The 15,534-nt window shown below is 39.0% G+C and carries 11 protein-coding genes and 1 pseudogene; all 12 read left to right on the top strand.

Annotated elements, in window-relative coordinates; genetic code table 11:
- Window positions 1–366: 366 nt before the first annotated feature.
- The 12 genes and pseudogenes from GC101_RS01040 (at window position 367) to GC101_RS00985 (ending at window position 14,679) form a co-directional block, all read left to right on the top strand.
- Complete coding sequence (locus tag GC101_RS01040; protein WP_171715749.1) at window positions 367–921, top strand: hypothetical protein; 555 nt, start codon at window positions 367–369, stop codon at window positions 919–921.
- 102 nt (window positions 922–1,023) lie between these two features.
- On the top strand, window positions 1,024–2,376 hold the full coding sequence (locus GC101_RS01035; RefSeq protein ID WP_171715748.1) for an IS4 family transposase: 1,353 nt from the start codon (window positions 1,024–1,026) through the stop codon (window positions 2,374–2,376).
- Between the two features lie 804 nt (window positions 2,377–3,180).
- Entirely contained in the window at window positions 3,181–4,017 is an 837-nt protein-coding gene (locus GC101_RS01030) for a hypothetical protein (protein WP_171715747.1), read from the top strand.
- Window positions 4,018–4,375: 358 nt separating this feature from the next.
- A pseudogene (locus GC101_RS01025) lies at window positions 4,376–4,750 on the top strand (ArsB/NhaD family transporter); the annotation flags it as partial.
- A 21-nt stretch (window positions 4,751–4,771) separates the two neighbouring features.
- Entirely contained in the window at window positions 4,772–5,191 is a 420-nt protein-coding gene (arsC, locus tag GC101_RS01020; RefSeq protein ID WP_171715746.1) for an arsenate reductase (thioredoxin), read from the top strand.
- A gap of 50 nt (window positions 5,192–5,241) precedes the next feature.
- Window positions 5,242–5,673: a protein-tyrosine phosphatase family protein gene (locus tag GC101_RS01015; RefSeq protein WP_171715745.1), complete on the top strand. Its 432-nt coding sequence runs from the start codon at window positions 5,242–5,244 to the stop codon at window positions 5,671–5,673.
- 269 nt (window positions 5,674–5,942) lie between these two features.
- Window positions 5,943–6,803, top strand: coding sequence for an endonuclease/exonuclease/phosphatase family protein (locus GC101_RS01010; protein ID WP_171715744.1), 861 nt, complete (start codon window positions 5,943–5,945; stop codon window positions 6,801–6,803).
- A gap of 31 nt (window positions 6,804–6,834) precedes the next feature.
- Window positions 6,835–7,584, top strand: coding sequence for a sigma-70 family RNA polymerase sigma factor (locus GC101_RS01005; protein ID WP_171715743.1), 750 nt, complete (start codon window positions 6,835–6,837; stop codon window positions 7,582–7,584).
- 83 nt (window positions 7,585–7,667) lie between these two features.
- Entirely contained in the window at window positions 7,668–8,801 is a 1,134-nt protein-coding gene (locus tag GC101_RS01000) for an SIR2 family protein (protein ID WP_171715742.1), read from the top strand.
- A gap of 545 nt (window positions 8,802–9,346) precedes the next feature.
- On the top strand, window positions 9,347–10,525 hold the full coding sequence (locus tag GC101_RS00995) for a hypothetical protein (protein ID WP_171715741.1): 1,179 nt from the start codon (window positions 9,347–9,349) through the stop codon (window positions 10,523–10,525).
- A gap of 1,154 nt (window positions 10,526–11,679) precedes the next feature.
- Window positions 11,680–13,032 carry a M48 family metalloprotease gene (locus GC101_RS00990; RefSeq protein ID WP_171715740.1) on the top strand — a complete coding sequence of 451 codons (1,353 nt, stop codon included), beginning with the start codon at window positions 11,680–11,682 and terminating at the stop codon, window positions 13,030–13,032.
- 84 nt (window positions 13,033–13,116) lie between these two features.
- Window positions 13,117–14,679: a cysteine desulfurase family protein gene (locus GC101_RS00985; RefSeq protein ID WP_171715739.1), complete on the top strand. Its 1,563-nt coding sequence runs from the start codon at window positions 13,117–13,119 to the stop codon at window positions 14,677–14,679.
- Window positions 14,680–15,534 lie beyond the last annotated feature (855 nt).

Below are 15,534 nucleotides of genomic sequence, written 5' to 3'. Positions count from 1 at the left end.
ACAACTCAATTGATGAGTTGTTTTTTTATGGCCTGTTGGCAAGCAAAGAGACTATGTTGTCGGTGGACAAGAACTTGGTAATATTGCTGATGTGATATATTGATCCGAACACATACAATTATCTCTGATTATGTGGACAAAATTATGTTGAAAGTCTATAAAAGTAGAATTAGTATTTGAAAGTAAGCACTAATAACATTTATAGCACTTAAAATCATTATACGGCCATATAAATGTCGGCGGTGTCGATGAACAAGAACATAGTCCCATAAGAGCCCGCGCCCAGAGCGGGTTTTCTGTTTCAGGGACCAAGAACTTGATACTATTACCGATTTGATAAATATCTAAATGAGTTTTTACAGATTAATGAAGCATTGTCAGTCTACAACTTTATTTTTCAGTTTAGAACTTTCTTTTGACTCCAGGGTTTTACTTAAAAAGTCTGTTCAGCTGCTTCCTTGTTTATATCATACTGCTCATGATCTGAAGCTAGTTTGTAATAATAAACCTGACATTCTTGATATGTACAAGAGGCTTATGAATTCAGAGTATGATTCAGTATTGGGGTATCGTGTGATGGAAGCACTGAGAAATTTTGTTCAACATAGAGGACTTCCAGTTCATGTTATTTCACATAAAACAAGTAGAACAGATGATAATAGAATTAAGCATTTAATTATACCTATAATTAGAATTAACGATTTAGAAAGCGATGGTAAGTTTAAGAAGAAATTATTGGAAGAATTAAAGGAAGAAGGAGATAAATTGGATATCAGATTATATATTAGACAGTACATACAATCTTTTTATAAATTTCAAAAGTTCATTAGAGAAATCTTAGCTGAAGAAGTACAAAATAACGACAACTTAGTAACTCAACTTTCGCACCAGGAAAATGAGCCTAAACCCTTGAGTACGTAAGGAAAACCCAATAGATTTACTCGCATTGACAAAAAAACACCTCACTTGTTTGGTATCATGGAAGTGCGACCAACCATGCCAACAAGAAAGGTGCGTAACTCTATGTTACAACAACATTCCCTGTCTGAACAGTCTCGCTTTTCCAACCTTTTTGCCAGTCTTCACATCGGGAAATCGTTGCGACAAGCGGGTATTTCTAAATCGTTTGGTCTTTCGAGTTTAGCCATTTTCCAAATCATTTTCTCTTTGGTCTTCGAAGGGAAGAATTGGTATCGACTTCTGGAAAGTGACCGCGCAGCCGATCTTCCCGGCAAAGACGTGATCTACCGTTTTTTGAATCAAGCTTCTTTTGCCTGGCGACGCTTTTTGCAGGTCTTAAGCCTTCGCATCGTGCGCCATTTCGAATCGCTTATTTCGTCGCACCGAGTACGCGTATTCATTATTGACGATTCCGTGCTCAGCCGAAACCGGAGCAAAAAAGCGGAACTTTTGGCACGTGTATTTGACCACTCCACAGGCAAATTTACCAAAGGCTATACGATGCTAACGCTAGGCTGGTCAGATGACTTTAGCTTTGTTCCACTTGACTTTGTCATGCTGTCTTCAGCCAAACTAGCCAACCGTCTGTGCGAAATGGCTTCGAATCTCTCCAAACGCAGTAACGGCTACAAGCGCCGGATGGAGGCCTTTTCTCGGAAGCCGGATGCAGTCATAGCCTTGTTGGAACGAGCCTTACGTGCAGGATTCACCGCCGACTACGTGCTTATGGATAGCTGGTTTACGCAAGCTCCACTGCTCCGTGAGCTCGCCGCCAAAGGGCTTCCCGTGATTGGTATGGTGAAAGAAATGAAGCAACGCTACCTGATTCAAGGTAAGCGAATGATACTCCGCGAGGTGTTTCAAAGCCTTCCCGCATCGAATGCTAAAGACATTAAAGGCTCGGTCATTGTGCACACCGCCTGCGGTCTGCCCGTGAAGCTTGTGTTTGTCCGCAACCGGAATAAAAAACGGGAGTGGCTGGCCATTTTAAGTACCGATGTGACGCTGGATGCAGCTGAAATCGTACGAATCTATGGCATGCGCTGGAGCATAGAGACCTTTTTCAAAGTCACCAAAAGCTATTTGAAACTGGGAACTGAATTCCAGGGCCGTTCTTTTGACGGGCTGATTAGCCATACGACGATTGTATTCAGCCGATATTTGGCAATGGAATACGAACGGCGTCAATCGAGTGATGATCGAACACTGGGAGGACTCTTCTTTCTCTTTGCCGACGAGGTCCGCGATCTGGACTACCAGACCGCGCTCCAGCGGCTCATGAGTTTATTTCTCGAAATGTCCCAGGCGAAAACCAAGAAGAACAAAACAGCTGTTTTTTGTCAACTACACGAATGGATCTCCGGTTTACCCAGCTATATCAAGGATTTGTTTGCAGATTTGAGCTGCGAAAGTTGAGTTAGTAAACAATGCATATTTAAAATGTGAAGAAGAATTTGGACAGAAATCTTCTGCAGTTGCAATTTCAAAGATTGTTCATGAAAAATATCATTTAGATGTTATACATATTATGAGGGATATTATAACTCGCAGAAAATGGCTGGAAGACAAGAATTCAATTGATAAAGATTTAACCAAAAACTTTGTAACAGGAGAACTCTAACGTTAAATGTATGATCGCTACAGTTCATTACATTAACAAAGAAAATTCGCTGAATAAACTTACAGAGGTAGCCGTCAAAGACCTACCCGTTTTTTGCAACTAGAGGGGAGTTTAGTTCCAATATGTGCAAAAATGAATGGGACTAATATTCGGAGTTGAAGTAATGAACATTAGCAAAAAAGGGGCAAGATAGATCCTTGTCAAGCGAGCTATTCAGATGGGTAATCACTCCATTAGCAAGAGGCGTTATTATACTAACCGTTCAGCATAATGAAGTGAAGGGGCAATCGCTCCGAGTTGATATAAAGTCAGAAATCAACGAATTCTGGGTGGAGTTTCCGAATGTTGACTCACTAAATAGTAAAATTGTGATGCCTGCTGAAAAAGCATTAATTATTTCGAAGACAATCTTACAAGGATGGAGACTTAGGGAGCAAGGTGCAGTTCAACATAATCCGTGTGCCTAAACACGCGATTTTTCGCAAACAAATAGTGCAAATAATGTAAGAGATATTGAGACTCTCTATAGAACTGGCTTCCTTTAAAATACGAAAAAGTTATAATTTCTTAATCAAATTCCTAGAAGGGAAGTACCTACTATGCTTGATACTTTTATTAAGCAAACACGAGGTTTAATTTTACGTTCGGATATTAAAATTCATACTCCGCAAATTATGCCTGTAGAAATAAGAGAAGATGGAGGACGTACTCACTTTTTATCATTTAACGATAATCTTTTCAAATCTGCCGTTTTAAGCGAAAATTTCATGTTGAATATCTTTATGTTTTTTGGCATGTTAGATGCTTACGTTGATAGTAAGTACCCCGAATTGCTTGGTAAAACCTACGCAGATAAACTTCGTCATATGCCTAATATGTCAGATTCGGAATCCGTTTTGCATGAGGTTTTTCGGATCTATAAGTTAATTCGTAATGCTACCATCCATAATGTCGGAAGTATCATCATAGATCAGAATGGTGACATAAGCATAGAATATAACTTCAGAACTACCGAATATAAATTAGAGATTTCAGCGAAGGGACTGGAATTGCTCAATAGCATTACTTATGAATTTATTGCACCATTTGAACCTAAATCCGCAACGTATTCTGCAGCACTTAGAATTGGACTTCTGCATGATCTCCGGGCAGAGATAAAAATATTTAATGACGAAAATAATGGACTAGGACCTGAAGTGAATGGTAAATATTGCTTGAACAAATTACGCAGATATCGCCCCCAACCCGTTAGGTTTTTTTTAGAAAAAAATACACTGACTATCCAGAATCCGTGTCCAGTTGCTCCTATAGAGGAATCCTATACAGGAGTTGACTATGGAATAGAATTAAATCACTGCTTGTTTTTAATTCCAAGCGAAGTCTTAAGTAACAATTCGATTTCACTAAATCAATTAATTGATTGGGAATTGAATTAAAGTTCATACCTAAAGGATAACAAAATGAGAATGTGGATATAGAGTAAGTTCAATACGAAAGTTACAAATCCCCTACTTGCAAACCTAATCTCAAAAATGAATCATATATACCGACACTAATATCCATGAATTATCCAAAAAGTTATGAACTGATTAATTACGTGAGTTCCTATATAAAGAAGCATGATTACTAAAAACAACTTCTAGGAGTTGTTTTTTTCATGACAAGAACGGAGCATTGTCTGCTATGGGACAAGAATATTGTATTGATGTTGAATTAATAATCATATTTAAAGCAAGTATTAATATCAAATAAAGTTTGAATGCCAGTCGCGGCAGGTGTGTTAAACCAGGAAGTTTAGCTGATGTCATTAAAGCTGTGGCTGATCAGGGACTGTTCGCCGCAACGATTGGGATGGGCTTTATCGCTGCAATCATCTCCTCCATAATGAACAACATGCCTACGGTTATGATTGACGCGCTGGCTATTGATGCCACGAATATCTCGGGACTGATTAAGGAAGCCTTGATTTATTCGAATGTCATCGGCTCTGACTTGGGACCGAAGATTACACCAATTGGTTCACTGGCAACCTTGCTGTGGCTGCATGTGCTTTCGACCAAAGGGGTGAAGATATCCTGGAGAACATATTTCAAAACTGGTATTATCCTTAGGATCCCTACGCTATTTATCACACTGCTTGGCCTCTATTTAACATTGACCCTATTTTAAACTCGAAGGAGATTACGACTCATGGATAAGAAAACCATTTACCTTTTATGTACAGGAAACTCCTGCCGGAGCCAGATGGCGGAAGGATGGGCCAAGAAATATTTGAGCAATGAATGGAATGTGTACAGTGCCGGCATTGAGGCTCATGGTTTGAATCCGAAGGCCGTTCAGGCGATGAGCGAAGTAGGTATAGATATCTCAAGTCAAACGTCAGATATTATCGATCTGCAGCTGCTGAATAGCTCTGATCTCGTTATTACATTATGTGGAGATGCAGCGGATAAATGCCCCATTACCCCGCCTCAGGTGAAACGTGAGCATTGGGGATTTGATGATCCGGCGAAAGCTCAAGGAACAGATGATGAGAAGTGGGCGGTCTTCCAGCGGGTTCGTGATCAAGTGGGCGAGCGCATCAAACAATTTGCTGAAACGGGTGAATAGTCACGATGGTGGAGGAGTAACTGCTGCTAATGAGACAGGAGAGAACTATAATGGTAAATTATCATGAACTGATTGAAGGTAAAGTATATATTGGCGGGGAGAATGCACTGCTTGATGCCCTCCAGGAGCAAGAAATTTCAGACGTGTTTGATTTAAGAGATACCGGCACAAAAGTAGAGGGCTTCCCTGAGCAAGTAACTCGTCATCATTTTCCGATTGTAGAGGATGAGAGCGGCCAAGAAGGTTCTGTACAAGCAGCGATCCAAGCGGTAACAGCTGCAATGAATAACGGGAAGACAGTCTATTTCCATTGCGCTGGCGGACGAAATCGTACAGGCACGGTTGCTACTGGAGTATTGCTTGAATTAGGATATGCTGCAACTGTGGTAGAAGTTGAGTCCTTGGCTAAGGAAAAACGTCCGGATATCAACATTAAGCCGGATATTCGTGAGATGCTGAAGGACTTTTATCCATCCAAGTAAATTAGAATAATCTAAACAGGCTTCTCCCTAAACGAGGGTTTCCAATAGAGGTTGAGAGATTCAAAATTAAATTCAATGTTCATATCTGACCTGTGCAACCACATTTAAATGTAGTTGCACAGGTCATTTTTATGCTATTACTGAAGTTCTTTGGTTTGCAAAGAGGAGGAGCCGAGTTATAGTTAATAACACAGACTAATAGTATAATATTCCAAATATGATAATGTAAAAGTAGAATAATATATAGTACTAAAGGATGGTGTGTTGGTTTGACAGTTAAATTAAAATCAGATGAAATTAATAATAAAAGAACTGAAATTACTATGTTCTTTTGGAATATCGGAAAAAAAGATTTGACTGATTCATTAAACACTTTATTAAATGAAAGTCCAATGGATATATTAATTTTCAGTGAAGCAAATATTTCAATTAGAGAGAGCTTAAATAAAACTTTATTACCTTTAGGATATAAAAGTCGAACTCCCTTAAAAGGGGCGGTTAGGGTTTCAATATTTGATCGATTGCCCAATGTTATTTATTGCCGTGTAGATCAATATCAAACATTCATTATATATGAGCTTCTCGGAATGAAAGTGCTGGTTGTAGGGATTCATCTTCTCTCACCTATATCAGCTCCTATAGACGATAGGTACGTTGATGCTACAAAACAAAATGAAAATATTGAAAGAATTGAAGCTGAATGGGGAATAGATAAAACTATAGTAATCGGTGATTTTAATATGAATCCCTTTGACAAAGGGATGGTCAGTGAGAAAGCCTTTAAGGCAACTCATTGTAAACAAACGGTTTTATCCAATAGAACAAAGAAACCATATTACTTTAATCCTTCTTGGAGAGCCTTTTCCAATGATCTTACATTAGAAGGCAATAATGCCCCTCCTGGAACAATTCACTTTATCCCCCGAAACAAAGATTCAGATGTTAACTTTTGGCATATATTTGATCAAGTCTTGATTCGCAGCAAACTCTTTTCTGAGTTATCGGATCGTTATCAAATATTGTTTAAATGGAATAAACATTTTTTGTTAACCGATAATTTAATCCCTAACCGTTTAAGCTATTCAGATCACTTACCTATAAAATATACAATAAATCTTCAAGCTGAATAAACAACCATATGTGTCGTTTGGAGGTAAAGAGATGAATGATTTTAAAAGAGCTTTAAGTGAAGTTGAGGAAAAAAAATTACTAAATGATATGTCAAACGAAGATTTGATTTCTCGTAATTTATTGATTGAACATAATTTACGATTAGTTCATCATATAGCGAAAAAGTTCGAACACATGAAGGAAGATTTTGATGACTTACTCTCTATAGGAGTACAAGGATTAATTAAAGCGATAGATACCTTTGCAATAGATAAAGGTTTTAGATTAACTACTTATGCTGCAAGATGTATAGAAAATGAAATCCTGATGTATCTGCGTTCAAAAAAAGATTATAATTATGAGGCAAGCGAAGCTCTCCCCGAATTTGAAATTCAAAAGTTCATTAGTAGTAATAATCTCCCGCTCAAAATTCACAATGCTACAGATGATATCTTATTGTTTAAACATATTGATAAACTGATTGTTTTTATAAATGACATAGTAAAAACACTAAAGACAAGCTTAGCTTTGCAGTTAAGCATTATGAAATCTGACGACAACTATTTAACAATTCAGTTGGATTCAATAATTAAAGACCCATATCTATATGAGATTAATATTTTCACAATAGTTTTTTCAATACTTGATAGTGAAGAGACAAAGTTTGAAATGGTTTATAACTTTGAATCAACGGTTGTATCGGATATTGATCTTTTACAGCCATATATCTCAGAAGCCATTGCTGAAGCCTTAGATAAGGGGAGTAATCATAGTAACATCTCACTGCCACCACTTTTATAAATATTCATTACTGAGATGTGGAGTATAAGATATCATGAGATCAAAAAAAAATAAATTTCAAATTTACGAGAGGAGGTTCTGCATTGTCAAAAATAGTCCTTCTGGCTGGAAATGGTTTATCTGTTGCTTTAAGCAGCGAGTTTTCAATGGCTAATATAACAAAGAAGTTTTTTGAGCGCTTGGGAGTAGAACATAGAAGATTTATTGAATACCACATGATGGATAAACTTAATGTTGTTGATTTTGAAGAATGTATAGCCATCATTGAAAAATTGTACGATGAGCTCCACTTTCACCAATCATTCTATACAAACGGTATTACAGGAGAAAAGTTGCTTAGTGCATTCAACCTAAACATCGTAGAACTGTTAAAACATGAGAATTCTATTCGAGCATCTATTCATACCTATATGGCTCTAATTCTGGATATAGTAAACTGGAATGTTAAAAAACATTTAATTGATTCTAGGCTTAAAGACTTTGTAAAATGGCTCGATTCTATTATTAAGGACAAGAATCAAGTTGAACTTTTTACATTAAATTATGATTTACTGCTTGAGTCAATTCTTATTGATTTAGCTCCTTACAAATTTTTAGAATATTATCATCAAGCTGGACAATGGTTCGCTGTAAGTAAAGAAGTACCACGTTACTATTTTAATCCAGATAAAGTTAAAAAGCAGAGATACAAACAAGAATGTAACACCAGGCTCTACCATCTTCACGGGTCTGTTTCTTCTTTTAAAGATCAAAAAAACAAAAAGATATTTAAAGTTAAGAATGAGGTAATAAAAAAACATGATATCTACAATAGAATTTCGGAATTGATGATCGTTCCTTCGATCATAACTGGAGGCCGCAAGACTGACAAAATTCAAGAAACTCCTTTCGATTTTTATTATGATCAGTTTGTAAGAATGATGAATGAAAGAAAAGAACTTTGTGAAGAACTTATCATTGTTGGATATAGTTTTAGAGATGAGCATATAAACACTGCAATCGCAAATAGAATGCAACTTGCATCTTCTAAAGATGAGTGCAGCCCATTGAAGTTATTAATCGTGGATTATGCTATGTCTGAAGAGGGCAAAGAGATTTTTATTGATCAAGTCAATTTGGCTTTAGGACTAGGAGAAGATGCTGCAGATCGGTTTATAAAAAACGACCCTCGAATTTCATTTGAAGGAGCAAATAGCATCTTACGTTATTACATGTAGCAGTCATAATCACTGGCTTAGCCGGTGGTTTCCATCTAGGACATCTTAATGATTGAATTGATTGAATGTTTTCTGATACCCGAAGTAGTGTTGTAGCGCAAAGTGGAGGACGACACGGATAGGAGATACTTACTAGTGCAATAACTGATGACATCAAATTAGAAGAATATATTCTTAGAAGTAAGGGGAAACAGGTTAATAAGGATACACCGGAGTAGATTCAAGAACAAAGTCATATCGATTTAGTTTAGTATTTTTTTATGATTGTCTAAAATATGCCAATGGGAGAAGGGAAAACAATGCAAGTTTATAAGGAGCAAACCCTATTGAATCCTACTCCGGTTATGACGTCCACTACTGTAAAAGGATGGTACGTTTCTTATGGATGTTGGTCCAGAGGAGTTCAAGTTGATCCACCGGTTGATCATTCAGTGTTATGAAAGTAGTTTTGACTGCGATAGATCGGTCCGTGGGCAGAGTGAATCATCAAAAGCCTACTTCATCATAAGTAGCATCAATTTAAAAAGGAAAGTTGAGGTTTTCGTGTGAAAAAGAAGTTAATCAGTTTCATGGTTGCTGCTCTGGTTTTTGCAAATGTTGGTGGAGTGGTGGCTGCTAAGAATTATGAATCCCTGCCACAAGCGGTTTGGACTCAAACACCGAATGAAGATTACATACCGATTCAACCAGAGAGTTTTTATGTGCCAGGAAAAGAAACGCTGTACTTACATGTTGGAGAACAAAGATTCTCTGAGACAAAAGTTTGGTCACCCGATACACTTCGAGCCGTAGATCCCAAAACAGGAAAGGTTAAATGGGTATTCTCGTTTGCAAAGGCAGGATACGGATGGCCAAGTACAGAATATCCTTTTGCTTATGCACCAGACGGTACGGTATACGCCTATTTCTCGTTTCCAGGAGTTCTTTATTCTGTGAGCCCTGCAGGGAAGGAAAATTGGAGTAAGCTCGTAGGACAAGATTTAGGGGCATTTGACGGCAAGTTATATCGCATGAGTGACGGAAATTTAATTATTGCAGGTCAGAAATCGAATAAAATCGGTGCAGAAACGGTACAACTACTATCTTTCGATAAAAATGGTAAGCAGAAAGCAAGTAAGGTGGTATCCGGAAAGTTAACTACTGTGTCGAAGAACCAAATCGCCATAGAGATGTTAACAAAGCAGGGCAATGCTCAAAAAGTTGAAGTGTACAACTCTTCCTTACAGCGCTCATTCCAATACACATTCCCAAAGGGAGCAGGAGTCAACTTTTATACTGCTTTTGCACTCGATGATGGTACTTTTGTGTTTTCAGTACATCAAGCAAACACGTCTAAACTTATAGCTTTATCTCCAAAAGGTTCCGCTATCTGGGGAAGAACAATCGATCAACTTGGGTTTGCTTTCCAAGCTGGGGATGATTATATGGTGTTTAATCCCAAAACCAAAAAATTAAGTTTGTTCAATCAGAAGGGTTTAGTAAAGGATAGAGTACTATCGAATTTTAATATGCCTGAGGGAGACGGTCTGCCAACAGCAAAGAAAACGGTAGAAGGAAACCTATATGTAGATTTGCTTACCACCCAGTATATTTTAGATGTAAAAACTTTGGCCTCTATTCACGAATTTAATCGAATAAAAGGGTCTATATTGGACTACCGTGAGGATAGTGTCTTAGTATACGACTGGAATGAGAATAGGATCTCAAAGCATTTATTGAAATAAGGCTTTGACAAATTGGACATAATTTTTAAGCTGCTTTCAGAATATTTATCTGTTTTTTGTTTTTAAGCCAGGGGTTAATTCAGACATAAAACCCGACGAAAATAGTTCGTCGGATAGCAATAAAGCATTAAGCTAACGGAAAACGTTAGTTCAACAACAATAGCGGCAGTCTATGTTCTTGTCCACCGACATACATGTCCGTAGACAAGAACATAGTCCCATAAGAGCCTGCGCCCAGCGCGGGTTTTCTGTTTTAAGGGACTAAGTTTTTGTCCTTTGCTCAGGACGAGAACTTGGTCCCATTGCCGAAAATGGACAAGAACATGGTACTATTGCCGATTAGATAATCATCTAAATCAAGCCAAGTGTTCAAAGAAAATAAAGTATTAGACTGAAAAAATAAAGTATTAGACTATGAAAATATAGTTGTAGACTGGTGCGACAGCGGCGGCTGGCCGTGAACAGCTGCAGCTCACGTTTTTGGTGTTTCCGGATGAAGCCCGCCTTTGCGTGCGGCGCGCCGACGACGGCACGGCAGCAGCCCCGAGCAGCAGCTGCAACTCATGTTCCGAGTACTTACGGATGAAGCCGGCTTCGCGTGCGGCGCGCCGGCGACGGCACGGCGGCCAGCCCCGAGCAGCTGCAACTCATGTTCCGGGTGCTTACGGATAAAACCCGGCTTCGCGTGCGGCGCGCCGGTAACGGCGGCCAGCCGCGAGTTGTCTAATACTTTATTTTCTGATTTTGTTTCTTAATACATCATAATCGCAGGGCAGTCTAAAACTTATTTTTCTATAGCTGACGATTTTCCCAATACAAAAACCGTGTTAATTCAACATATCGAGTCTAATACTTTATTTTCTTCTAACACCAAGTGCGTAGAAGAGCTGATCAAAGGAGTTAGTGAGCTAGGGTAACCTTTTCAAAATCAAAGGAACTAGAATCTGAGCCATCTTCGCCACTGTTTCTGATGTCAACATTATAAATTCGTATTCACAAATTGCTCAACGTCAGCAAAGGAGAGAACACATCTGCCCGGACCGGGCATAATACGTTGGAGAATTGTTTTGTTTGTTTCATTGTATTTAAAGTATAGAGAAGCTAAAAAAAGCAAATAAATATAAATGTTAAATATAAACAAAGGTGGTATATTGATGGCAGTCAGGGAGTGTGCAGCCGCACATTGCAGCATTGCGGACAGTGAGATTAACGACATTTGTAAATCTGAGGGATGGCCAATTGGACATCCGGTGTTAACTAGAGACGATAAAGGACCATGTACTTGCCAATGCTCTTGCTTTGCCTTGAATACACCTATACTGGTGTCGAAGGATCAATCCAAAGCCGTTCAGGAGATTAAAGTCGGTGATTATGTTTATGTAGCTGGTCTTGACCTTGTCTGGAAACAAAAAAAGGTAGGCTACAGCGGGGGGTCACAGTCAAGCAAAAATACCAGGCAGCCTGGAATCATCTTTATCAGCTACGGTCAGGAACAGTATTTAGTTGTGACTCCGGACAGTCTATTTCTGATGCCCGATCAAACGCTGAAGCGGGCAGATAAATTAACGATCCAAGACCATCTGCTCAACGAAAAAGGACAAAAAGTAGCGATTCATGGCGTGGACAGCGGAGTTTATAGAGGTGGATTCCATCATATTGCTACTGATACTCAGGAGCCGAATGAAAACCTCGACGGACACTTAGTTATTGCGAATGGGATTGTATGTGCCGACTATACCTTACAGATCAAATACCATGGCGATGAACACAAAAAAGAATTTGCTGAAATGCCTACCGTAGGATCCAAGGCTTATAATGACAAATACGGAGTTGTAAAAGACCAGGCCATCAGAAACAAAAATATCGACATTGATTTCACACCATCTTCTGAGATAGCAATACCAAAGCGTCCTGCCGACGCCCTTGCTTTTATATCTGAGGAGGATGCTCAAGCACATTTGGAGTATGGACAGTTTAGAGATCATTTAGACCCTGTATCGCGGTCGTGGATTGATTATCTCTTTACGCAATTCAAGCTCCACTATCCTGATATTAACTTCTCAGTCGACTGGAACAATGATGAAGTTAATGCCTACGCATGGATATCGAACGGAGAACGGCACGTTCAAATATTAGGCGGACTTGTACGGTCAACTACACTGGAACTTGAAGGACTCGCGCTTGTAGTCGCACATGAAATCGGCCACCATTACGGTGGTGAACCAACTTATCCGGGAAGCACTCTTTCCTGTGAAGGACAGGCAGACTTCTATGGGGCCAGAAATGTCATGAGAAAAGTCTGGTTCGGGGAGTTCTATATAAGTGTAACTGAAAAGGCAATCAGTCAACTGGCTGATTTCTTTGGAGTGGCTAGTACAGATATGGACAAACAAGCGGCGTTTATGGGAAAAAACACCAATGGATGTGAACATCCACCAGGAGATTGCCGGATTGAAACCTATAATGCAGCTGTAGATTTAAAGCCTAAACCGGCCTGCGCTGGATAAAAACGGCCTGGTAGAGCAAGCGTCTTATTGAGACGCTTTGCTCATTTTTTGGCAAAAACTTTTTTTGAGGAGGATCTTACTTCAATGCTGACCCATAGAGCGGTTGATTTGAATGATTATAGCACAAGGTTCGTTAAGATATTGCATTTTAAAACTGCTATCAATGAAGATGCTTTTCTCTCCTGCATTCTGGATCCCATCTACAGGCATAACTTGATTCTTTCTAAGAATACTCCTTATTATCTGGACGTATTGTTAAAGAATCCACCTGAGAAATGCAATGACTATCTTGACATGCTCCCAGAGCGATGGAATGAAATCCTTCATGCAGCCCAACAACTATTTACCGAAATGGAACAGCATGAATATCACCTTCAAGAAATGAAGAAATACAAAAAACAGTTTATGCGTTATTTTAATTACGGCAGCAGTACTAGTAAGAAACAGAAGTGTGGTACCTGTCTGGACATTGAACCGGTGGATTTCCGGAAAGTATATTTGGATTACAATGCCACGACTTACCTTAGACCCGAAGTGGCAAGAGTGATGAATAAATACAATAAGAACACGAATTTCGAAAATCCGAGCAGCAATACGGCACAAGGGGATTATTTGAGAGAGCTTATAGCTGAAGCCAAGAGACAAATTGCTGCGGATATTAATGTTAAGGCGGATAATATAATTTTCACAGGTTCCGGTTCAGAATCCAATAATTTAGCTATAAAAGGTATGGCTTTTTGTAGATTACAAGAAAAGGGCCATATTATAACGAGTAAAACAGAACATGCCTCCGTTTTGGAAACGATGCGTTTCCTATCAAGTATCGGATTTAAAATTACATATCTGGATGTTGATAGAGACGGTGCAGTTAGTCCGCAGGCAGTAAAGAAAGCCATAACGGATCGTACATTTATGGTGTGTACCATGGCTGTAAATAATGAAATCGGAACGATTAACCCGATAAGTGAAATAGGTGCCATATGTGCAGAAAACGACATTTGTTTTATGGTCGATGCTGTTCAAGGCTTTGGAAAGATGACATTGAATCCCGAGCAAATGGGAATATCCTTGTTAAGCTTTTCGGGACATAAGATATATGGCCCCAAAGGAATTGGCGGGCTCTTTGTACGAGAAGGATTGCATCTAATTCCGCAAATACATGGAGGCGGACAGGAGTATGGTCTCCGATCAGGCACTGAGAATGTTTCCTCCATACTTGCACTGGCAGCAGCTTCAAAATTAGCCCACAGTCAAATGGAACAAGAAAATAATCGGTTAAAGGAACTCAGCGATTATTTTTTGAGAATGGTAATTAACCTGGAACCAGACGTTATAGTGAATGGGTCATTGAAAAACAGAATCTCAAGTAACCTCAATATTGGCTTCCCTAAGATGGATAGCGGGGCTCTACTGAAGAACTTAAACAAGCTTGGAATCAATGTATCCAGCAGCTCTTCATGCAGTTCAAGAAAGAATGTGACCTCTCATGTGTTAGAGGCAATTGGTGCTGATACTATAAATTACGCACACATCCGGTTCAGTTTCGGATTGGGGACCACGAAGGAAGACTTAGATTATGTACTCCAACAGTTGCAGAATATTCTCACTTGGCTTAGACAAGGTGATGAGAAGGATCAAGTTATTTAGACGTGAACCGGGTTTTGAAAACGGAAAGTGATATTGAGTTTTCGGACAAGCCTGACGACTTATATGTACCGCGGCGATAATCCGGACCAAGTCAAGTGGAACGGCATGCTCCAGCATAGCTAGTTGCTGTAGCTTTGCACATCTTCTTGCTTCCGGAATAAGCCACGCGGAACGGCCCTCGTCGAAGCGACCAGCTGACAGGTGTAATAGGTATGGGATAACCATAGAGGGCGGTGGATCACCTGGGAACCAGCCAGGGACCCTACCGGAAAATTGCTTTTAAATACCAAGAGATTAAGGAAAGCGCGCTGAAGGTATAAACTTTAAAATGTTTTATGAGAATACTGCTAACACTAAAATACCTGAACATCTATGTCCAAATCATAGCTTAAGAAGAAAGAGAGCTATTTCAAAAATGAAATCTTATTTACCGGCACGAATATCCATGGAAAATTATGAATTGATTAATTACGTAAGTTCCTATATTAAGAAACATGATTATTAAAAACAACTCCCCTAAGGAGTTGTTTTTTTGTGGCCAATAGGGGGACCAATCGGCAATGGGACCATGTTCTTGTCCTACAAGGGACTATGTTCTTGTCATCCGACAACAGAAGTACGAATTAGGATATGATACTCGGAGACTGAGCTACATACATATGTACAAAATACGGGTTTTGTGAAGTAGTGCTAAGTAAATAAATAATACCAGCCTAATTCAAGCTGTTTCGATCCGTTTTTGCATCTGATTTGGCTCATTGTACTTATGTACTTTTAATGCTGATTTGATCCTCTTATCTTTACATAGATCGATTAATAAATTGTTTTTGTATTTCCTTTTATCGGCATAACACT

This window comes from Paenibacillus phytohabitans (genome assembly GCF_013141775.1).
GTDB lineage: Bacteria > Bacillota > Bacilli > Paenibacillales > Paenibacillaceae > Paenibacillus_AQ > Paenibacillus_AQ phytohabitans.
Note: the sequence above shows the minus strand (reverse complement) of the source record. Positions and strands in the feature narration are given on the sequence as shown.